This is a genomic window from Variovorax sp. 05T418, assembly GCF_056396385.1.
In genome coordinates this window covers 263,837-284,145 of the sequence record NZ_JBFTLJ010000006.1, presented here as the reverse complement: position 1 = coordinate 284,145, position 20,309 = coordinate 263,837, and the positions used below count along the sequence as shown (strand labels likewise).

The 20,309-nt window shown below is 68.8% G+C and carries 22 protein-coding genes; 9 read left to right on the top strand and 13 right to left on the bottom strand.

Annotated elements, in window-relative coordinates:
- Window positions 1–42: 42 nt before the first annotated feature.
- The 4 genes from secB (at window position 43) to nadA (ending at window position 3,622) form a co-directional block, all read left to right on the top strand.
- The gene (gene secB, locus AC1DMS_RS15125) at window positions 43–507 is read left to right on the top strand and encodes a protein-export chaperone SecB (protein WP_015866874.1); all 465 of its coding nucleotides are present in this window, start codon (window positions 43–45) and stop codon (window positions 505–507) included.
- A 24-nt stretch (window positions 508–531) separates the two neighbouring features.
- Window positions 532–1,545: an NAD(P)H-dependent glycerol-3-phosphate dehydrogenase gene (locus AC1DMS_RS15120; protein ID WP_062365694.1), complete on the top strand. Its 1,014-nt coding sequence runs from the start codon at window positions 532–534 to the stop codon at window positions 1,543–1,545.
- 62 nt (window positions 1,546–1,607) lie between these two features.
- Entirely contained in the window at window positions 1,608–2,486 is an 879-nt protein-coding gene (gene nadC, locus AC1DMS_RS15115) for a carboxylating nicotinate-nucleotide diphosphorylase (RefSeq protein ID WP_027730177.1), read from the top strand.
- 8 nt (window positions 2,487–2,494) lie between these two features.
- The gene (gene nadA / locus AC1DMS_RS15110; protein WP_478081303.1) at window positions 2,495–3,622 is read left to right on the top strand and encodes a quinolinate synthase NadA; all 1,128 of its coding nucleotides are present in this window, start codon (window positions 2,495–2,497) and stop codon (window positions 3,620–3,622) included.
- 127 nt (window positions 3,623–3,749) lie between these two features.
- On the opposite strand, the gene AC1DMS_RS15105 is transcribed toward nadA, so the two are convergent.
- The 7 genes from AC1DMS_RS15105 to AC1DMS_RS15075 all read right to left on the bottom strand — a co-directional run bounded on the left by AC1DMS_RS15105 (window position 3,750) and on the right by AC1DMS_RS15075 (window position 9,312).
- Window positions 3,750–4,112: a 6-carboxytetrahydropterin synthase gene (locus AC1DMS_RS15105; RefSeq protein ID WP_015866870.1), complete on the bottom strand. Its 363-nt coding sequence runs from the start codon at window positions 4,110–4,112 to the stop codon at window positions 3,750–3,752.
- 17 nt (window positions 4,113–4,129) lie between these two features.
- Window positions 4,130–4,768, bottom strand: coding sequence for a 7-carboxy-7-deazaguanine synthase (gene queE / locus AC1DMS_RS15100; RefSeq protein ID WP_478083745.1), 639 nt, complete (start codon window positions 4,766–4,768; stop codon window positions 4,130–4,132).
- Entirely contained in the window at window positions 4,765–5,616 is an 852-nt protein-coding gene (gene panC / locus AC1DMS_RS15095; protein ID WP_478079322.1) for a pantoate--beta-alanine ligase, read from the bottom strand. The genes queE and panC overlap by 4 nt, the downstream gene beginning before the upstream one ends.
- 15 nt (window positions 5,617–5,631) lie before the next feature.
- Window positions 5,632–6,525: a 3-methyl-2-oxobutanoate hydroxymethyltransferase gene (panB, locus tag AC1DMS_RS15090; protein ID WP_436301663.1), complete on the bottom strand. Its 894-nt coding sequence runs from the start codon at window positions 6,523–6,525 to the stop codon at window positions 5,632–5,634.
- A gap of 74 nt (window positions 6,526–6,599) precedes the next feature.
- Window positions 6,600–8,171, bottom strand: a complete 1,572-nt coding sequence (nadB, locus tag AC1DMS_RS15085; RefSeq protein ID WP_478181319.1) for an L-aspartate oxidase — start codon at window positions 8,169–8,171, stop codon at window positions 6,600–6,602.
- Window positions 8,172–8,200: 29 nt separating this feature from the next.
- Window positions 8,201–9,037, bottom strand: a complete 837-nt coding sequence (locus AC1DMS_RS15080) for a segregation and condensation protein A (RefSeq protein WP_015866865.1) — start codon at window positions 9,035–9,037, stop codon at window positions 8,201–8,203.
- A gap of 68 nt (window positions 9,038–9,105) precedes the next feature.
- Window positions 9,106–9,312, bottom strand: a complete 207-nt coding sequence (locus AC1DMS_RS15075) for a DUF3460 family protein (protein WP_015866864.1) — start codon at window positions 9,310–9,312, stop codon at window positions 9,106–9,108.
- Window positions 9,313–9,381: 69 nt separating this feature from the next.
- On the opposite strand from AC1DMS_RS15075, the gene AC1DMS_RS15070 reads away from it, so the two are divergent.
- Window positions 9,382–9,855, top strand: a complete 474-nt coding sequence (locus tag AC1DMS_RS15070; RefSeq protein WP_478181332.1) for an outer membrane protein assembly factor BamE — start codon at window positions 9,382–9,384, stop codon at window positions 9,853–9,855.
- On the opposite strand, the gene AC1DMS_RS15065 is transcribed toward AC1DMS_RS15070, so the two are convergent.
- The 5 genes from AC1DMS_RS15065 to AC1DMS_RS15045 form a co-directional block, all read right to left on the bottom strand.
- Entirely contained in the window at window positions 9,852–11,528 is a 1,677-nt protein-coding gene (locus AC1DMS_RS15065; RefSeq protein WP_478181318.1) for a SulP family inorganic anion transporter, read from the bottom strand. The two genes, AC1DMS_RS15070 and AC1DMS_RS15065, sit on opposite strands and share 4 nt — an antisense overlap.
- Window positions 11,529–11,600: 72 nt before the next feature.
- Complete coding sequence (locus tag AC1DMS_RS15060; RefSeq protein ID WP_018906425.1) at window positions 11,601–11,825, bottom strand: hypothetical protein; 225 nt, start codon at window positions 11,823–11,825, stop codon at window positions 11,601–11,603.
- Between the two features lie 23 nt (window positions 11,826–11,848).
- Window positions 11,849–13,021 (bottom strand): CaiB/BaiF CoA transferase family protein, encoded by a 1,173-nt coding sequence (locus AC1DMS_RS15055; RefSeq protein WP_436301659.1) that lies wholly within the window; start codon window positions 13,019–13,021, stop codon window positions 11,849–11,851.
- Window positions 13,018–13,992: a Bug family tripartite tricarboxylate transporter substrate binding protein gene (locus tag AC1DMS_RS15050; protein WP_027730185.1), complete on the bottom strand. Its 975-nt coding sequence runs from the start codon at window positions 13,990–13,992 to the stop codon at window positions 13,018–13,020. The genes AC1DMS_RS15055 and AC1DMS_RS15050 overlap by 4 nt, the downstream gene beginning before the upstream one ends.
- A 44-nt stretch (window positions 13,993–14,036) precedes the next feature.
- A complete protein-coding gene (locus tag AC1DMS_RS15045; RefSeq protein ID WP_478181317.1) occupies window positions 14,037–14,792 on the bottom strand; it encodes an enoyl-CoA hydratase/isomerase family protein in 756 nt (251 codons plus the stop codon).
- 58 nt (window positions 14,793–14,850) lie between these two features.
- Here AC1DMS_RS15045 and AC1DMS_RS15040 point away from each other — a divergent pair, with 58 nt between their 5' ends.
- Window positions 14,851–15,522 (top strand): GntR family transcriptional regulator, encoded by a 672-nt coding sequence (locus AC1DMS_RS15040; protein WP_478181316.1) that lies wholly within the window; start codon window positions 14,851–14,853, stop codon window positions 15,520–15,522.
- 36 nt (window positions 15,523–15,558) lie between these two features.
- Here AC1DMS_RS15040 and metG read toward each other — a convergent pair whose 3' ends face one another.
- Window positions 15,559–17,670 carry a methionine--tRNA ligase gene (metG, locus tag AC1DMS_RS15035; RefSeq protein ID WP_062365716.1) on the bottom strand — a complete coding sequence of 704 codons (2,112 nt, stop codon included), beginning with the start codon at window positions 17,668–17,670 and terminating at the stop codon, window positions 15,559–15,561.
- A gap of 72 nt (window positions 17,671–17,742) precedes the next feature.
- On the opposite strand from metG, the gene AC1DMS_RS15030 reads away from it, so the two are divergent.
- From AC1DMS_RS15030 to AC1DMS_RS15020, 3 genes are all read left to right on the top strand, one after another.
- Window positions 17,743–18,381: an LbetaH domain-containing protein gene (locus AC1DMS_RS15030; RefSeq protein WP_478181315.1), complete on the top strand. Its 639-nt coding sequence runs from the start codon at window positions 17,743–17,745 to the stop codon at window positions 18,379–18,381.
- A 122-nt stretch (window positions 18,382–18,503) separates the two neighbouring features.
- On the top strand, window positions 18,504–19,535 hold the full coding sequence (locus AC1DMS_RS15025; RefSeq protein WP_062365721.1) for an isocitrate/isopropylmalate dehydrogenase family protein: 1,032 nt from the start codon (window positions 18,504–18,506) through the stop codon (window positions 19,533–19,535).
- Between the two features lie 26 nt (window positions 19,536–19,561).
- On the top strand, window positions 19,562–20,278 hold the full coding sequence (locus tag AC1DMS_RS15020) for a phosphodiester glycosidase family protein (RefSeq protein ID WP_478181314.1): 717 nt from the start codon (window positions 19,562–19,564) through the stop codon (window positions 20,276–20,278).
- Window positions 20,279–20,309 lie beyond the last annotated feature (31 nt).

Here is a 20,309-nt window from a genome sequence, read left to right as displayed (position 1 = left end):
CTCTCCCCGGCGGGCATTGTTTTGATCCTCGAAAGTTCAGCCATGGCCGACCAGCAAGCCCAAGATCCCGTTTTCCAGATCCAGCGCGTCTACCTCAAGGACCTGTCGCTCGAACAGCCCAATTCGCCCGCCATCCTGCTCGAGCAGGAGCAGCCCACGGTCGACATCCAGCTTGGCGTGGACGCCCAGCCGGTGGCCGAAGGCATCTTCGAGATCACCGTGTCGGCCACCGTGCAGACCAAGATCCAGGACAAGACCGTGTTCCTGGTCGAAGCCAAGCAGGCCGGCATCTTCGAGATCCGCAACCTGCCCGAAGACCAGATGGGCCCGATCCTGGGCATCGCCTGCCCGCAGATCGTCTATCCCTACCTGCGCGGCAACGTGGCCGACGTGATCCAGCGCGGCGGCTTCCCGCCCGTGCACCTGGCGGAAATCAACTTCCAGGCGATGTACGAGCAGCAGCAGGCGCAGGCCGCCGGCCAGCCCTCGCCGATCGTCACGCAGTAAAGCCGGCACAGCGCCGCAACGCCGATGAAGATCTGCGTTCATGGCGCCGGTGCCTGGGGCACGGCGCTGGCTGTCAATGCGGCGGGCCGCCACGAGGTCACGCTCTGGGCGCGCGATGCGGCCCAGGCCGAGGCCATTGCCAAGGCGCGCGAAAACGTCCGCTACCTGCCCGGCCTGGCACTGCCGCCCGCACTCACGGTGCGCGCCGGCGACCTGCACCAGGCCCGGGCGGGCGCCGAACTCGTCGTGGTGGCCACGCCCATGGCCGCGCTGCGCCAGCAGCTCATCGCCTTGCGCGGCACGACCGCGCCGGTCGCGTGGCTGTGCAAGGGCGTCGAACCCGCGCTCGATGCTTCGTCTCCCGCCTCCTACGGCCTGCTGGCCCACGAAATCTGGGGGCAGGTCGCGCCTGAACTGATGGCCGGCGTGCTCAGCGGCCCGAGCTTTGCGCAGGAAGTCGCCGAGGGCCGCCCGACGGCGCTGGTGGCCGCAAGCCCCCATGCCGCGGTGCGCGACGCGCTGGTCCAGGCCTTCCACGGCCCGGCCCTGCGCGTCTATGCCAATGACGACATCGTGGGCGTGGAGGTCGGCGGTGCCGTCAAGAACGTGCTGGCCATTGCCACCGGCCTCTGCGACGGCCTGGCGCTGGGGCTCAATGCGCGCGCGGCGCTCATCACGCGGGGCCTGGCCGAAATGACGCGCTTCGGGCTGGCGCTCGGCGCGCGCGCCGAAACCTTCATGGGCCTTTCCGGCCTGGGCGACCTGGTGCTCACGGCCACCGGCGACCTTTCTCGCAACCGCAAGGTGGGCCTGCTGCTGGCCCAGGGCCAAACGCTGGCGCAGGCCGTCGCTTCGCTGGGCCATGTCGCCGAAGGCGTCTATTGCGCACGCACCGTGGTGCAGCGTGCGCGCGGCCTGGGCGTGGAAATGCCCATTGCGGAAGGCGTGGTCGCGCTGCTCGACGGCCGGCTGAGCCCGCAGGAGGCGGTGGCCTCGCTGACCGGCCGCGATCCGGTGCCCGAGTCGGTGCGGCCCTAGAGGCGTCCGGGCCGCATGCCATGACCATGAACTACACACAAGACTGAAGAGACAAGACAGCCATGAGCCCTCGCTTTGATTTTTCGGCGCCGGCCGTGGCCGCGCTGGCCCAGGCCGATGCCGCCCGCGCCCTGCAGGAAGACGTGGCGGACGGCGACCTGACCGCCTCGCTGGTCGACCCCGGCCGCCGCGCCCATGCCCGCGTGCTGGCGCGCGAGGCGGCCGTGCTCTGCGGCGCGCCCTGGGTCGAAGCCACCGTGCGGCAGCTCGATCCGCAGGCCCGCATCCGCTGGCTGTGCGGCGAGGGCGAGCGCTGCGCGGCCGACCAGACCGTGCTGGAGATCGAGGGCACGGCGCGCGCACTGCTGACGGCCGAGCGCACCGCGCTCAACTTCCTTCAGCTGCTGAGCGCGGTCGCCACCAAGACGGCGCTTTATGCCGACGCCGTGCGCGGCACGCGCGCGAGCATCGTCGACACCCGCAAGACGCTGCCGGGCCTGCGCCTTGCTCAGAAGTACGCGGTGCGCACGGGCGGCGGCGTGAACCACCGCATCGGCCTTTACGACGCGGTGCTCATCAAGGAAAACCACATTGCCGCGGCCGGCGGCGTGGCCGCGGCGCTGCGTGCGGTGGCGCCGGCGGCGCAGCGCGCGGCCTTCGTCGAGGTCGAGGTCGAAACCCTGGCGCAGCTGCGCGAGGCACTCGAGGCGGGCGCGCGCATGGTGCTGCTCGACAACATGGACCTGCCGACCCTGCGCGAGGCCGTCCGCATCAACGCCGAAGCCGGCGAGGACCGCAAGGCCGTGCTCGAAATCTCGGGTGGCGTGACGCTCGAGGGCCTGCGCACGCTGGCCGGCACCGGCGTGGACCGCATCTCCGTCGGTGCGCTCACCAAGGACGTGAAGGCCATCGACTTTTCGATGCGTTTCCAGGAAGGCTGAGCGCGTCCATGGCTGCCCCTTCTTCTTTCGTCATCGACGTCGACTACGAACAACCCGCGGCCGGCGCCGGCGCGGCCTGCGACACGCGCCACGCCTGGGCCCGCGTGCCGTCCGAGCCTTCGCAAGATGAGCGCATCGCACTCAAGGAGCGCATCCGCCGCCTGCTGCGCGAGCGCAATGCGGTGATGGTGTCGCACTTCTACGTGCATCCCGACCTGCAGGACCTGGCCGAGGAAACCGGCGGCATCGTGAGCGATTCGCTCGAGATGGCGCGCTTCGGCCGCGACCATGCGGCGCAGACGCTGGTGGTGTCGGGCGTGCGCTTCATGGGCGAGACCGCCAAGATCCTCTCGCCCGAGAAGCGCGTGCTGATGCCCGACCTGGACGCCAACTGCTCGCTCGACCTGGGCTGCCCGGTCGACGAGTTCAGCGCCTTCTGCGACCGGCACCCCGACCGCACCGTGGTGGTCTACGCCAACACCAGCGCGGCCGTGAAGGCGCGCGCCGATTGGCTCGTCACCTCGAGCTGCGCGCTCGACGTGGTGAGCGCGCTGCACGCCCAGGGCCGCAAGATCCTCTGGGGCCCCGACCGCCACCTTGGCGACTACATCCAGCGCCAGACCGGTGCCGACATGGTGAGCTGGAACGGCGCCTGCATCGTGCACGACGAGTTCAAGTCGCTCGAGCTCGAACTGCTCAAGAAGGCGCATCCGGCCGCAAAGGTGCTGGTGCATCCGGAGTCGCCGGCCGATGTGATCGCGCTGGCGGATGCGGTGGGTTCGACCTCGGCGATCCTGAATGCGGCGCAGCGCATGGACGCGAAGGAATTCATCGTCGCCACCGATACCGGCATGCTGCACAAGCTGCGCACGCTGAACCCCGGCAAGACCTTCATCGAGGCACCCACGGCCGGCAACGGCGCTACCTGCAAGAGCTGCGCGCATTGCCCGTGGATGGCGATGAATGGGCTCGTGGAACTGGCGAATGCGCTGGAAACGGGCGCGGGAGAAATCCACGTCGACCCGGCGCTGGGGCTGCGCGCGAGGGTGCCGATCGACCGGATGCTGGCGTTCACGGCGGGGCTCAAGAATGGGCAGGCGCCGGGGAGCCTGGTCGCGGGCATCGGCGCGGCCTGACTGTGCATTGCTCCTTCCCCCGCCGGGGGAAGGCTGGGATGGGGGCTGCCCGCCTTCGAGGCCGCGCGAGAGTGAAGGCTGCCGTGCCCCCACCCCGACCCTCCCCCGGGAGGGGAGGGAGAAAAACCTAGAACTCCAGCGTACAGCTGTCCCCCAGCGCCTCGCGCCACACGCGCACGCGCGCGAGCGAGGGCCTGAATTCCGGCAGCGCATCTGCAATGAACAGGCACAGGTTCTCGAGCGTCGGCGGATGCAGCCCCGCCACGTCGTCGAGCAGGTGGTGGTCGAGCTGCTCGCGCACGTCGCCGAGCCGGCGGCGCAGCACTCCCAGGTCGACGACCATGCCTGTGACGGGATCGCGCTGGCCCGCGAGCCAGACTTCGGCGTGGTAGGTGTGGCCGTGGATACGGCGGCTGCCTTCGGCTTCGATCTCGCGCTTGAGCGTGTGCGCGGCGTCGAAGAAAAAGCGTTGGCTGATGGTGAATCGCATCTGAAGAATGTCCGCGCTCAGCGGATGCCGGTGATCTTGTGGGTCTGCACGCTGAGGCGCCACGCCGGATGGCGCATGCATTCGGCAATGCACAGTTCGGTGTTGGCCACGCGGTCGGGCCCGTCCATCGGCTGCAGGAAGCGGTGCGTGAACTCGCCGGTGCGCGCCATCGTGTCGAGATCGAATTCGGTCTGAGGCCACACCAGCTTGAGTTCCTGCCCGCGCTGCTGCACCCACGGCGCGCCGGCCTTGGGGCTGATGCAGAGCCAGTCGATGCCCTCGGGCGCGGCGACTGTGCCGTTGCTTTCCACCGCGATGCGAAAGCGCCGCGCATGCAGCGCGTCGACCAGTGCGGCGTCCACCTGCAGCAGCGGCTCGCCGCCGGTCAGCACCACCAGCCGGTGCTCGGCGTCGTCGGCCGGCCATTGCGCGGCGATGGTGTCGGCCAGCAGTTCGGCATTCTTGAACTTGCCGCCCAGCGTGCCGTCGGTGCCGACGAAATCGGTGTCGCAGAAACGGCAGACGGCCGTGGCGCGGTCTTCCTCACGGCCGGTCCAGAGGTTGCAGCCCGCGAAGCGGCAGAACACGGCCGGCATGCCGGCCTGTCCGCCTTCGCCCTGCAGGGTGTAGAAGATTTCCTTGACGCTGTAGGTCATGAGGGCATGGCGTCGATTTCGAGGTTGTCGATCAGCCGCGTGCCGCCCAGCCGCGCCGCGGCCAGCGCCACGAGCGGCTCGCCAGCCAGATTGGCGGAACTGGGCGCCTGCAGGTCGGAGCGGCGCCGCAGCACAAGATAGTCCGGTTGCCAGCCGCGCTGCGCCAGCGCCTGCATTGCCCGCGCTTCGATCGCGGCCAAATCGCGCTCGCCGGCTTGCACCGCCTGGGCCATGGCCTTCAGCGCCTTCGAGAGCTGCACGGCCTCCACGCGCTCGGCCTCGCTCAGGTAGCCGTTGCGCGACGACAGCGCAAGCCCGTCGTCGGCGCGGAAGGTCTCGCTGCCCACGATCTCGATCGGCATCGCGAACTGCCGCACCATGTGGCGGATCATCATCAGCTGCTGGTAGTCCTTCTTGCCGAACACCGCCACGCGCGGCTGCACGCACTGGAAGAGTTTCATCACCACCGTGCACACGCCGACGAAGAAGCCCGGGCGGAAATGGCCTTCGAGGATGTCTGCAAGCGCCGGGTCCGGATGCACCTTGCAGGTCTGCGGCTCGGGGTAGAGCGCCTTTTCGTCGGGTGCAAACAGCACGCCGCAGCCGGCCGTGCGCAGCTTCTCGCAGTCGCTGTCCCAGGTGCGCGGATAGGTGTCGAAATCCTCGTGCGGCAGGAACTGCAGGCGGTTCACGAAGATGCTGGCCACGGTGACGTCGCCCAGCGGCTTGGCCTGCTTCACGAGCGCGAGGTGGCCCTCGTGCAGGTTGCCCATGGTGGGGACGAAGGCGGGGCGCTCGAAGGCGGCCAGGTGGCTGCGGAGCTCGTCGATGGTGTGTGCGATGTACATGTCTCGGTTCCTTCCTTACCAGGCGTGGAGTTGGTCGTCGGGGAAGCTGCCGTCCTTGACGGCCTGCACGTAGGCCTTGAGGGCGGGCAGCACGCCCGGCGCATCGGCCATGAAGTTGCGCACGAACTTCGGCATCTTTCCGAGGTTGATGCCCAGCATGTCGTGCAACACCAGCACCTGGCCGGCGGTGCCCTTGCCGGCGCCGATGCCGATGGTGGCGCAGTGCTTGAGTTCGGCGGTGAGCTCGGCGGCCAGCGCGGCCGGCACCATCTCGAGCACCACCATGGTGGCGCCCGCGTCCTGCAGCGCATGCGCCTGCTGCTTGAGCAGCGCGCCGGCGTCGCCCTTGCCCTGCACGCGGTAGCCGCCCAGCGCATGCACGGTCTGCGGCGTCAGGCCCAGGTGCGCGCACACCGGGATGCCGCGCTCCACCAGGAAGCGCACCGTCTCGGTGGTCCAGCCGCCGCCTTCGAGCTTGACCATGTGGGCGCCGGCCTGCATCAGCACCGTGGCGCTGCGCAAGGCCTGCTCGCGCGATTCCTGGTAGCTGCCGAAGGGCAGGTCGGCAATCAGCCAGGCCGTGCCCTGCACACGGCGCAGGCCGCGCGAGACGCTGTCGGTGTGGTAGCGCATGGCGTCCAGCGTCACGCCCACGGTGCTCGCAAGGCCCTGGCAGACCATGCCGAGCGAATCGCCGACCAACAGGCAATCGATGCCCGCCGCATCGGCCATGGCCGCAAAGGTGGCGTCGTAGGCGGTGAGCATCGAGATCTTCTCGCCGCGCGCATGCATGTCGGCCAGGCGCGGCAGGCTCAGGGGCTTGCGCGAGGCGGGCAGCGAGGCCGGCGGCAGCGTGCCGTAGGGCGAGGCTGGCGTGGTTTCCGGCGGTGGGGTGGTGGTGTTCGACATGGTTGGGTTTCTCCCTGCGGGCGTCGGTGGCCGGGCATCCTTGAGTGAAGAAAAACGTGAAAAGCGGGTGGGTTTCAGTCCGCCGAGGGCACCAGCACGGTCGGTGCGGTCGGTTCGGCGAGCGAAGGATAGTCGCGGCTGAAATGCAGCCCGCGGCTTTCGTGGCGGGCCTGGGCGCAGCGCACGATCAGCTCGGCCACCTGCACCAGGTTGCGCAGTTCGAGCAGGTCGCGCGTGACGTGGAAGTTCGCGTAGAACTCCTGGATCTCGGCCTGCAGCAGCGCGATGCGGTGGCTCGCGCGCTCCAGGCGCTTGTTGGTGCGCACGATGCCGACGTAGTCCCACATGAAGCGGCGCAGCTCGTCCCAGTTGTGCGAGATGACCACGGCCTCGTCGGCATCGGTCACGCGGCTTTCGTCCCAGGCCGGCAGTTCAGTGCGCTCGCGCGCCGGTGCCGCGGCAATGGCGGCGGCCGCGGCGCGTGCGAACACCATGCACTCGACCAGCGAATTGCTCGCAAGGCGGTTGGCGCCATGCAGCCCGGTGCAGGCGGTCTCGCCAATGGCATAGAGGCCGGGCAGGTCGGTGCGCCCGGCCAGGTCGCTCAGCACGCCGCCGCAGGTGTAGTGCGCGGCCGGCACCACCGGAATCGGCTCGCGCGTGATGTCGATGCCCAGTTCCAGGCAGCGCGCGAGGATGTTGGGGAAATGTTCTTTAAGAAATGCCGGCGGCTGGTGCGAGATGTCCAGGTGCACGCAGTCCAGCCCGTGCTTCTTCATCTCGAAGTCGATGGCGCGCGCCACCACGTCGCGCGGCGCGAGTTCGGCGCGCTCGTCGTGCTTTGGCATGAAGCGCGTTCCGTCGGGCAGCTTGAGCAGCCCGCCTTCGCCGCGCACCGCCTCGCTGATCAGGAAGGACTTGGCGTGCGGGTGGTAGAGGCAGGTCGGGTGGAACTGGATGAATTCCATGTTCGACACCCGGCAGCCCGCGCGCCAGGCCGCGGCAATGCCGTCGCCGGTGGCGGTGTCGGGGTTGGTGGTGTAGAGGTACACCTTGCCCGCGCCGCCCGTGGCCAGGATGGTGTGCGGCGCGCGGAAGGCCAGCACTTCATCGGTTTCGTCGTCGAGCGCGTAGAGGCCCACGCAGGCGGGATCCTTCAGGCCGAGCCCGGTGCCGGTGACGAGGTCGACCAGCGTGTGGTGCTCGAAGAGCGAGATGTTGGGCGTGCGGCGCACCTGCTCGATCAGCGTGCGCTGCACGGCCGCGCCGGTGGCGTCGGTCACGTGCACGATGCGGCGCTGGCTGTGGCCGCCTTCGCGCGTCAGGTGCAGGCCGCCGCCTTCCTCCGAGAACGGCACGCCGAGTTCGCGCAGCCAGGCGATGGCCTCAGGCGCGCCCTCGACGACCAGCCGCGTGGCCTGGGGGTCGCACAGGCCCGCGCCGGCGATCAGCGTGTCTTCCACATGGGCGTCGAAGCTGTCGCCCGCGGCCAGCACCGCGGCAATGCCGCCCTGCGCCCAGGCGCTGGAGCCGTCGTTGAGCGCGCGCTTGGTCAGCACGGCCACGCGGTGCGTGGGCGCCAGGTGCAGCGCGGCGGAGAGGCCTGCAAGGCCGCTGCCGACGATGAGGACGTCGAAGTCGTGCACGGCGGATTTCTCGGAAGTAGGAAAGAGGCTCAGGCGGGCGAGTAGGCCAGCCGCACGTAGATCGGCGCGAAGGCCTCGGCCTGCGTGATGTCGATCAGCGTTTCCTTCGCGAGCTCGAGCATCGCGATGAAGGTGACGATCAGCACCGGCGCGCCGCGCGACACGTCGAACAGCTTCTCGAATTCGACGAAGCGCTGCCCCTGCAGGTGGCGCAGCACGATGCTCATGTGCTCGCGCACGTTGAGCTCCTCGCGCGAGATCTTGTGGTGCTGCACGAGCTTGGCGCGCTTCATGATGTCGGCCCAGGCGTCGCGCAGCTCGATCACGTTCACATCCGGAAAGCGCGGCTTGAGCGACTGCTCGATGTAGACCTGCCCCTTCCAGAAGTCGCGTCCGTAGGTCGGCAGCGCGCTGATGGCGGCGGCCTGCAGCTTGGTCTGCTCGTACTCGAGCAGGCGGCGCACGAGCTCGGCGCGCGGGTCTTCGGCCTCTTCGCCGTCGGCCACCTTCTTGGGCGGCAGCAGCATGCGCGACTTGATCTCGATCAGCATCGCGGCCATCAGCAAATACTCGGCCGCGAGCTCCAGGTTGGTCTGGCGGATCTCGTCGACGTAGCTCAGGTACTGCCGCGTGAGCCCCGCCATCGGGATGTCGAGGATGTTGAAGTTCTGCTTCCTGATCAGGTAGAGCAGCAGATCGAGCGGGCCCTCGAAGGCCTCGAGGAAGACCTGCAATGCCTCCGGCGGGATGTACAGGTCCTTCGGCATCGCGAACAGTGGCTCGCCATAGAGCCTCGCGAGCGCGACCTGGTCGACCACTTCGGGCATGCTGGCCACGAGCGTGTCGCTGTCCTCGTTGTCCTTCATCGGGTGCTTGCTATCATTTCAATAGCTGCGCACGACGGCGGCAAACGATGGATGCCGGCTGGGCACCATTACTTGGCTTGGGTCTGGTAGACGTACGGCTGCTGCGGCACGCGGGCTTCGCTGTACTCCTCGAGCAGGCTGCGGTCGAGGTGCTTGTCCCAGAGCAGGGCGCGGCCGGCACGCTGTTCGGCTTCCAGCGTCGGCTTCTTGGCTTTCATCTCCTCGATGAAGTTGGTGATCTCGGAGGTGTAGTGGGGGCGGCGGAAGATGGACATAGACTGGACCTTTGTGGCGCGAATTTTACCGGGGATGGAATGAAGCAGCGAAAACAGTGGCGGATCGGCATGGCGGCGGCACTGCTGGCGGGTGCGATCGGGCTTGCGGGCTGCGACAACCAGCGCATCAGCGAACTGGAAGAAGGCGTCTCCACCGAAGCCGACGTGCGCGCCAGGTTCGGCCAGCCCGAGAACATCTGGGACGCGCCCGGCGGCCGCGTGTTCGAGTACAACCGCCAGCCGCAGGGCCAGAAGAACTACATGATCACCATCGGCGCCGACGGCAGGATGAGCGCGCTGCGCCAGGTGCTGACGCCCGAGAACTTCGCCAAGGTGCAGCCGGGCATGATGATGGAAGACCTGCGCAAGATGCTCGGCAAGCCCGCGAAGATCACGCCCTATGCACTCAAGCGCGAAACCGAGTGGGAGTGGCGCTGGGTCCAGCCGCCGAATTCGCCCCTGGTGTTCACGGCCACCCTCAACGACGACCAGCGCGTGGTGCGCAGCGGCTCTTCGCCCGACCGGAGCACCGAGGCCAACTAGCCTTCGGTGCCGTGCGGCTGGCCGCTCGTCAGTTCGTCGGCAAAACCCGAGCGCACAATCACCTCGAGCGGCTGCGGCTGCAGCGATTCCACCCGCAGCAGCCCGCCGCGCGCCAGCACCGCGCGGTGCAATTGCCGCAGCGCGTCGACGCCCGTGGCGTCCAGGTAGATCAGGTGCGTGGCGTCGAGCACCACCGTCATGCCGCGCGGCGCGCTTTCGGCCGCGTTGACGGCCTCGTCCAGCTTGGCCGCCGCCCCGAAGAACAGCGCGCCGTAGAGCCGGTAGGTGAGCACCGGCGGCTGCATCGTGACCAGCTCGACGCTGAACAGCTCGCTCATGCGCCGGATGAAGAGCGCGCAGGCCAGCACAAGGCCCGCCTGCACCGCCACCGTCAGGTCGAACACCACCGTGAGAAAGAAGGTGCCGAGCATCAGCAGCCGGTAATGGCGGCTGAAGTGGCGCAGCTGCCCCGGCGTGAACTCGCGCCATTCGCCCATGTTCAGGCCCACGAAGACCAGGATGCCCGCCAGCACCGCGAGCGGCACGTGGCGCGCGAGCGGCGCGGCCAGCAGCACCACCACCATCAGCGTGAGCGCATGCACGATGCCCGCGATCGGCGAACTGGCGCCCGAGCGGATGTTGGTCACGGTGCGCGCGATGGTGCCGGTGGCCGGCATGCCGCCGAAGAAGGGCACCACCACGTTGGCGATGCCCTGGGCCATCAGCTCCTGGTTCGGGTCGTGGCGCGGCTGGCCGCTGACCTGGTCCGAGACGCGCGCGCACAGCAGCGACTCGATGGCGCCCAGGATCGCGATGGTCAGCGTTGGCGTGACCAGCTGCTTGACCGTTTCCCATGAGAAGTCGGGCAGCGCAAAGGCCGGCAGGCCTTCGGGAATGCCGCCGAAGCGCGTGCCGATGGTTTCCACCGGCAGGCTGAAGCCCCACGACACCAGCGTGAGCGTGACCAGCGCGACGATCGGCCCCGGCATGCGCGAGCCCACCTGCACCGCGCGCGTGCGCGCCATGCGCCCCGCCAGGCGCTGCACCGCATGGCCCACCTTCGATTCGCCCTGCAGCAGCAGCGGCCAGATCGCGAGGCCGGCCAGGCAGGCCAGCCCGAGCGCGAAGGCATAGGGATTGAAGGTGCCGATCTGCAGCGCCATGGCATGCAGCTGCGAGAACACGTCCGCCGGCATCTTGGCGACCGTGAGCCCGAGCAGGTCCTTGAGTTGCGACAGCAGGATGAGCACCGCGATGCCGTTGGTGAACCCGACCACGATCGACAGCGGCACGAAGCGCACCAGCCGCCCGAGCCCGAACAGCCCCGCAGTGAACAGCAGCACGCCGGCACAGGCGGTGGAAATCAGCAGGTTGGCCACGCCATAGCGTTCGACGATGCCGTAGACGATCACGATGAACGCGCCGGCCGGCCCGCCGATCTGCACCGCCGAACCGCCCAGCAGCGAGATCAGGAAGCCCGCGATGATCGCCGTCCAGATGCCGGCCTCGGGTTTGAGCCCGGAGGCGATGGCAAAGGCCATGGCCAGCGGCAGCGCCACGATGCCCACCGTGGCGCCGGCCCCCAGGTCCTTGAAGAAGCGCTCCCGGCTGTAGCTCGCCATGGCGTCCAGCAGACGCGGGCGGAAGCGGATGATGTTCAGCGGTGACTGCATGTGGCGCCATTGTGACCCGCGCGCCGCGTGCGCAGGAAGGCTGATTGCGGGCAGCGCCGGGGCGCGGCCGGCTCAGTCGCTGTCGGGAATCACCGCGTCGGCGGCCGCGCCCACGGCCTTGCCGGTGATGCGCGCGGTGCCGATGGCGGCATCGGCCGCGAGCCCGACCGCGCCGGCGCCCACGCTCACGGCGGTGCTGGCGACGGTGACCACGGCGCAGCCGCCCAGCAGCAGGGCGCCGGCGAGGCCGAGCGCCGCGAGAACGAAAGGTCGGAAGCGGAGGCGAGGGCTTTGCATGCGCGGATTTTGCACCCGCGCGCTCACTGCCGCGCCAACTCCGCCAGGATGGCCTCGCGGTCCTGGTCCAGCCGCGGCGGCTGCCTGGCCACCTGCGTGCGGTGTGCGCCCACGTGCACCGGATTGCCCGCCACCGTGAGCGGCCGGCCGCCCTGCGTGCGGACCTGCACCAGCATCTCGCGCGCCTGCACCTGCGGATCGTTCACCACCGCGGCCACGTCGTTGTACTCGCCGGTGGGAATGTTGTGCTGCATCAGCAGCGCCTGCCAGTGCGCGCAGGGCGCAGTGGCCAGGCGCTCTTCGAGCAGCTGCTTCAGCGCCTCGTGGTGCCGGCAGCGCTCGGGGTTGGTGGCAAAGCGCGCATCCTCGGGCAGCGCCGGCAGCTCGAGCGCCGCGCACAGGCGCTGGAACAGCGCATCGTTGCCCGCGGCGATCACGAACCAGCCGTCGGCCGCGCGGAACACGTCGAACGGCGTGATCGACGGGTGCCGCGAACCGATCGGCCCGGGCGCGCGCCCGTCCGCCTCCATGCGCGAGATCGCGTTCTCCAGCAGCGCGACCTGGCAGTCGAGCATCGCCACGTCCACGCGGTCGCCCAGGCCGGTGCGTCCGCGCTGCAGCAGCGCGGCCTGCGTGCCGACGGCCGCGTACAGGCCGGCGCCCAGGTCGCCGATCGACACGCCCACGCGCGTGGGCGGCGCGCCCGGGTGGCCGGTCAGGCTCATGATGCCGCCCATCGCCTGCACCACCATGTCGTAGGCGGGGCGCCGGCTGTAGGGGCCGGTCTGGCCGAAGCCCGAGACCGAGGTGAACACCAGCCGCGGAAAGCGCGCATGGAGCTGCGGCCAGCCGTAGCCGAGCTTCTCCATCGTGCCGGGCCGGAAGTTCTCGACCAGCACGTCGGCCGTGGCCAGCAGCTGTTCGAAGACGGCGCGGTCGGCCGGCGCCTTCAGGTCCAGCGCGATCGACTCCTTGTTGCGGTTGACCGACATGAAGTAGGCCGAGTCGCCGTCGACGAAGGGCCCGATCTGCCGCGCGTCGTCGCCCAGGCCCGGCTGCTCCACCTTGATCACGCGCGCGCCCAGGTCGGCGAGCAGCAGCGTGCAGTAGGGCCCCGCGAGCACGCGCGTCAAGTCGATGACGGTGAAGCCCTGCAGCGGGCCGCCTGGCGAGCCTTGCGATGCGGCCGGCGTCATTCGACGGTCGCACCGGAGCGCTCGGTGAGTTCCTTCGATTTCGCGCCTTCGGCCTGCGCCCAGCTGCGGAATTCGGCCAGCGACTTCGAGGGCGCCGCCTCGTTGCCGGATTTTTCGAGCCGCGCCTTCACCTCGGGATCGTTGAGCGCCGCCACACTGGCATCGAACAGCTTCTGCGCCAGCTCGGGCGGCAGGCCGGCCGGTGCGAACAGGCCAAACCAGAAGGTGAAGTCATAGCCCTTCACGCCGGCCTCGGCGACGCTCGGCACGTCGGGAAAGAGCGGCGAGCGCTGGCCCGAGGTGACAGCCAGCACGCGCAGCTTCTGGCCCTGCGCCATCGGCAGCACCGAGGGCGGTGTGCCGAAGGTGAGCTGCACGTCGCCGGCGGCCACGGCCTGGATCGACGGCGCGCCGCCCTTGTACGGCACGTGCAGCATGGTCACGCCCGCGGCCTTCTCGAACGACAGGCCCGCCAGGTGCGTCACCACCCCGGTGCCCGACGACGAATAGGCCAGCTTGCCCGGGCTCTGCCGCGCCTGGGCGATGAGCGCCTGCACGTTCTGCGCGCTCACGTCCTTGTTGACCGCGAGCAGCATCGGCGCGGAGCTCCAGCGCGAGATCGGCACGAAGCTCCTGGCGCCGTCGTACTTCACAGCCTTGTAGAGCAGCTTGTCGCTGCCGTAGAGATTGCCGCTGCCCAGCAGCAGCGTGTAGCCGTCGGGCGCCGCGCGCGCGACCTGGTCCGACGCGATGGTGGTGCCCGCGCCGGGCTTGTTGTCGATGACGATCGGCTGGCCGAGGATCTTGGCCAGCTTGTCGCTCACGATGCGCGCCACCGTGTCGGCGCCGCCGCCGGCGGGGAAGCCCACCACCAGCGTGATCGGGCGCGAGGGGTAGCTGTCCGCGAGCGCGCCGGCCGAGGCGAGCCATGCCACGGCCGCGAGCGAAACGGCCCGGATTTCTTTTTTCATGCCTTGTCTCCTATGTCTTGTCGGGGCTCTGGGGACGGCCGCGCTCAGCGGCCCTGGAAGACCGGCGGGCGTTTCTCGCGCCAGGCGCGGCCGCCTTCGGCCAGGTCTTCGGAAGCGACGGTGCGCTGCACCTCGCGCTGGATCGACGCGGCATCGGCCGTGCCGCGCGCGATCTGGTTCAGGTGCTTCTTCATGCCCAGCAGCGCGAGCGGCGCCATGCCGGCGAGCGTGGTGCGAAGGCGCAGCACTTCGGCGTCGAGCGCCGCCGCGCCGTCCACCAGATGGGTGAGGAATCCGCAGTCGCGCATCGCGCTGCCGTCGAGCTTCTCGGCCGTCAGGAAGAGCCGCTTGGCCGTGTCCAGCCCGAGCCGCGAGACATAGCGCTCCATGCCGCTCTGGTAGTAGTGCAGGCCGAGCCGGGCCGCGGGCATGAACATTTCGGCAGCGCGCACGCCCACGCGGAAGTCGCAAGCCAGCACCAGGTCGGTGGCGCCGCCGAACACGCCGCCGTGCACCGCCGCAATGGTGACGGCGCGGCAGTTTTCCAGCGCATCGACCATCTCGCCGAAGCTGCGGCCCTCGGTCTGGCTGCTGGCGGCGACCTCTGATATATCGTAGCCGCTGCAAAAATACTTGCCCTCCGAGCGGACCACCAGCACCAGCACGCCGGGCGAGCCGTTCACCGTCTCCAGGTGACTGACGATGGCCGGCAGGTCCTCCGGCGTCAGCTTGTTGGCGGCTTGCGGACGGCGCAGTGTGAGGTAGGCGACGTGGCCGTCGATCTGGAGGGTGGGAAGCATTGATGTACCAAATAGATCAATTGATATATCTACAAGGTTAGCTAATATCCACGCACCCATGCAACCCGCGAAAACCCTCGACGCCAGCAGCCTGCAGGACCAGATCCGCGGCCGGCTTGAAAAAGACATCCTGGACGGCACGCTGTCGCCCGGCATGCCGATCGACGAAAAGGCGCTGGCCGCGAGCTTCAACATCTCGCGCACGCCGGTGCGCGAGGCCCTGCTGCTGCTGAGCGCGCGCGGGCTGGTCGACATCGTTCCGCGCACCGGCATCTACGTGCGCCAGCTGCGCGCGAACGAACTCGTCGCCATGATGGAAGCGCTCGGCGAACTCGAAGGGGTGCTGGCGCGGCTCGCGGCGCTGCGCATCGGGCCGGCGCTGCGCGTCGAACTGCAGCGCGCGCTCGAAGGCACGGCCGTCCGGGCGCAGACGGACGACGCGGAGGGCTACCAGCTTGCCAATGCCGCGCTGCACGACGTGATCTACCGCGCGAGCGGCAACCCGTTCATCGTCGAGCAGGCGCAGACCGTGCGCCTGCGCATCGCGGCCTACCGCGGGCGGATGTTCGAGAAGCCCGGTCGCCTGGCCGCCTCGCAGCGCGAGCACGAACGGGTGGTGGAGTGGATCCTCAAGGGCCACGCGGACAACGCCGCGGAGGCGATGCGCGACCACATCTCGGTGGGCGGCAAGGTGTTTGCCGACCTGGTGCTGGTCAACAAGCTCGGCTAGTACTCGGCTAGCAGTTACCCAGCCGCAGCCTGTTTCTCAGCGAACGCGCATGCCCGGCGTCGCGCCCGGCCAGGGCTCGAGCACGTGGATGCCGGGGTGGGCTTTTTCGTCGCCATGGCTTGCGGCCAGCACCATGCCTTCGCTGATGCCGAACTTCATCTTGCGCGGCGCGAGGTTGGCGACCAGCACCGTGAGCTTGCCCACGAGCTGCTCGGGCTGGTAAGCGGAGGCGATGCCGCTGAACACGTTGCGCAGAACAGGACTCCCCTGCGGGTCGGTGCCCTCGCCCGCGTCGAGCGTCAGGCGCAGCAGCTTGGTCGAGCCCTCGACCTTCTCGCAGGCGACGATCTTTGCGATGCGCAGGTCGATCTTGGCGAAGTCGTCGATGGTGATGGCGGGCGCGATGGCTTCGCCGCCCGGCAGCGATTCTTCTGCCGCGGCGGCGGCCGGTGCGGGCTCGGGCGCGTCGAACAGCTTGTCGACCATCTTGGCGTCGGCGCGCTGCATCAGGTGCTTGTATTCGCCGATGGCATGGCCCGCGGGCAGCGACTGCGCGGCGTCGGCCCAGGCGAGCGGCTCGATCCTGAGGAAGGCCTCGACATTGGCGGCGAGCGCCGGCAGCACCGGCTTCAGGTACAGCGTGAGCAGGCGGAAGGCCTCGATGCACACGGTGCACACGTCGTGCAGCCGCGCTTCCTGGCCTTCCTTCTTGGCCAGTTCCCAGGGCTTGTTCTGGTCGACGTACTCGTTCACCTTGTCGGCCAGCGCCATCACCTCGCGCAGCGCGCGGGCGTAGTCGCGGCCGTCGTAGAGCGAATGCAGCTGCGGCGCCGCATCGCGCAGCGCGAACAGCAGTGCGTCGCCGTCGGCAGACACCTCGCCCAGCTTGCCGCCGAAGCGCTTGCCGATGAAGCCCGCCGCGCGGCTCGCGATGTTGATGTACTTGCCCACCAGGTCGCTGTTGACGCGCGCGACGAAGTCTTCAGGGTTGAAGTCGATGTCCTCGTTGCGGCCGTTGAGCTTGGCCGCGATGTAGTAGCGCAGCCATTCGGGGTCCAGGCCGATCGACAGGTACCGCAGCGGGTCGATGCCGGTGCCGCGGCTCTTGCTCATCTTCTCGCCGCTGACCGTCAGGTGGCCGTGCACGTACACCGCGTCGGGCGCCTTGCGGCCGCTGAAGTGCAGCATCGCGGGCCAGAACAGGGTGTGGAAGGTGATGATGTCCTTGCCGATGAAGTGCACCTGCTCCAGGTCGGGGTCGGCCATGTACTCGGTGTACGAGATGCCGTCGCCGCCAAGCTCGATGCAGCGCTTGTCGAGCAGGTTCTTGAGCGAGGCCAGGTAGCCCACGGGCGCGTCGAGCCACACGTAGAAGTACTTGCCCGGCGCATCGGGAATCTCGATGCCGAAGTAGGGCGCGTCGCGGCTGATGTCCCAGTCGCCGAGGCCGCCCTTGCCTTCGTCGTCCTTGTAGAGCCATTCGCGGATCTTGTTCTGCACTTCGGACTGCACGTGGCCGGGCGCGGCGGTCCATTCCTTCAGGTAGGCCTCGCAGCGCGGGTCCGAGAGCTTGAAGAAGAAGTGGTCGGAGCTGCGCAGCTCGGGCTTGGCGCCGGACAGCGCCGAGTAGGGATTGATCAGCTCGGTGGGCGCGTAGACGGCGCCGCACACCTCGCAGTTGTCGCCGTACTGGTCCTTGGCGTGGCAGTTGGGGCACTCGCCCTTGATGAAGCGGTCGGCCAGGAACATGCCCTTTTCGGGGTCGTAGAACTGCTCGACGCTCTTGGTTTCGATCAGGCCGTTGGCGCGCAGGTCGCGGTAGATGTCCTGCGCGAGTTGGTGGTTCTCGGGCGCGTCGGTCGAGTGCCAGTTGTCGAACGAGATGTAGTAGCCGTCCAGGTAGGGCTTGCGGCCCGCGGCGATCTCGGCCACGAAGGCCTGCGGCGTCACGCCGGCCTTGTCGGCCGCGATGGTGATGGCCGCGCCGTGCGCGTCGTCGGCGCAGACGAAGTTGACGTCGGCGCCATTCATTCGCTGGTTCCGCACCCAGATGTCGGCCTGGATGTATTCCATCATGTGGCCGATATGGAACTTGCCGTTGGCATACGGCAGGGCGGTGGTGACGAAGAGCTTGCGCGGGGCGGACATCGGGGAGGGCGCTTTCGGGGAGTGGGCGACGAACTTGCGGGAACCGGGCATTTTAGGTGGCAGCATCGCAGCATGCCGAATGCCATCGATCTCACCGCCTACATCGCCGGCTTTGCCGCCTCGCCGCTCGCGCGCTGGGGTGGGCTGGCGCCCTGGGAAATCACCGCGCGGGCGGCGGAAATCGTCCGCGAACTGCTCGTGGCGCTGCCGGCGGGCGAATTTGCCGTGGAAGGCGAAGTGGCGATCCACCGCAGCGCCACCGTGGAAGCCGGCGCAGTGCTGAAGGGGCCGTTGATCATTGGCGCCGGCTGCTTCGTGGCGGCCGGCGCCTATCTGCGCGGCGGCAACTGGGTGGGCGAGCGCTGCACCCTCGGCCCGGGCTCGGAGCTCAAGTCGTCCTTCGTCTTCGCGGGCACGGCCCTTGCGCACTTCAATTTCGTCGGCGATTCGGTGCTGGGCGCAGGCGTGAACCTGGAGGCCGGCAGCATCGTCTGCAACCACCGCAACGAGCGCGCCGCCAAGCAGATCTTCGTGCGAGCCGGCGAGGGCGGCGCATTGCAGGCCACGGGCAGCGAGAAGTTCGGCGCGCTGGCGGGCGACGGCGTGCGCATCGGTGCCAACGCGGTGATCGCGCCCGGCGCGCTGCTGCGTCCCAGCCTCGTGATCGCCCGCGCTTCGCTGCTCGACCAGGAGTTGCCGGACCCCCAGTGACCCGAAAGGCGCCGGGGTGTCTCCGGCGCGACGTATGCTCCATGCCGCGCGTTTTGCGAACGCCCTCTCTGCTGATAGGGCAAAGAGATATACAAGATGGATATACAGAAAGCGAGTTTCCGATGACCACCCCCATTCCCGCAACCCTGATTCCCGGCGATGGCATCGGCCCCGAGATCGTCGACGCCACCCTGGCCGCGCTCGATGCGCTGAAGGCGCCCTTCGAATGGGACCGCCAGATCGCCGGCCTTGGCGGTGTCCAGGCCTCGGGCGATCCGCTGCCGCAGGCCACGCTGGACAGCATCCGCCGCACCCGTCTGGCCCTCAAGGGCCCGCTCGAGACGCCCTCGGGCGGCGGCTACCGCTCGTCGAACGTGCGGCTGCGGGAGGAATTCCAGCTCTACGCCAACCTGCGCCCCGCGCGCACCATCATTCCGGGCGGCCGCTTCGACAAGATCGACCTGATGGTCGTGCGCGAGAACCTCGAGGGCCTGTACATCGGCCACGAGCACTATGTGCGCATCGACGGCGATCCGCACGCCGTGGGCATGGCCACCGGCATCAACACGCGCCAGGGCTGCCTGCGCCTGCTCGAGTACGCCTTCGAGACCGCCATTGCCGCCGGCCGCAAGAAGGTCACGCTGGTGCACAAGGCCAACATCATGAAGGTGCTGACCGGCCTGTTCCTGGAGACGGGCCTCAGGCTCTACGAAGAGAAGTACAAGGGCAAGTTCGAGCTCGACACCATCATCGTCGACGCCTGCGCGATGAAGCTGGTGCTCAATCCGTGGCAGTTCGACATGCTGGTGACGACCAACCTGTTCGGCGACATCCTGTCCGACCTGGTGGCGGGCCTGGTGGGCGGCCTGGGCATGGCGCCCGGTGCCAACATCGGCGCCGATGCGGCGATCTTCGAGGCCGTGCACGGCTCGGCGCCCGACATCGCCGGCAAGGGCATCGCCAATCCCACGGCACTGCTGCTGGCCGCCGCGCTGATGCTCGAGCATGTCAGGCTGCCCGATCTGGCCACGCGCCTGCGCAAGGCCATCGACGACACGCTCAACATCGACAAGGTGCGCACCGGCGACCTGGGCGGCAGCGCCGGCACGGCGGCGTTCACCAAGGCGCTGGTCGCCCGCATCCAGAACGGCTGAAGCCAGAGGCGGCTTTCCGTGGCTTCATGAGAAAGCTGCTGCTCCTGCTGGCCTTGTGCCTGGCCGGCGCGGCCAGCCTGGCCTCAGCGGCTGCCGCCGAGCCGCGCTACACCGTCGTGAAGATCGACGTGCGCAAGGAGCGGCTCGAGCTGTTCCTGCACGATGACAGCGGCGCCCCGTTCAAGCGCTTCGACCGCCTCGAAGCCTGGCTCGCCGCGCGCAACCGGCAGCTCGTGTTCGCCATGAATGCCGGCATGTACCACGCGGACTTTTCCCCGGTCGGCCTGCTGGTGCAGGAGGGACGCGAGGAGGCGCCGCTCAACCTGGCGGCCGGTGCGGGCAACTTCTTCCTCAAGCCGAATGGCGTGTTCCTGGTGTCGGATGCGGGGCCGCGCGTGGTCGAGTCGTCCGAATATGCGGCGCTGCCGAAAGAGGGCGTTCGGCTGGCGACCCAGTCGGGCCCGCTGCTGCTGCGCCGCGGCGTGGTGCATCCCGCCTTCATCCAGGATTCCGATTCGCGCAAGATCCGCAACGGCGCGGGCGTGTCGGGCCACACGGCGATCTTCGTGATCAGCGAGCAGCCGGTGAACTTCTACGAGTTCGCGCTCTACTTTCGCGACGTGCTGCATTGCCGCGACGCGCTCTATCTCGACGGCACTGTGCCGGCACTGCATTCGCTTGCCTTGCGGCGCAGCGACTTCACCAGGGAGCTGGGACCGATACTCGGCGTGGCGGTGCCGTGAACAAGCGGCCCTTGCCGCCATCGTTTTCATT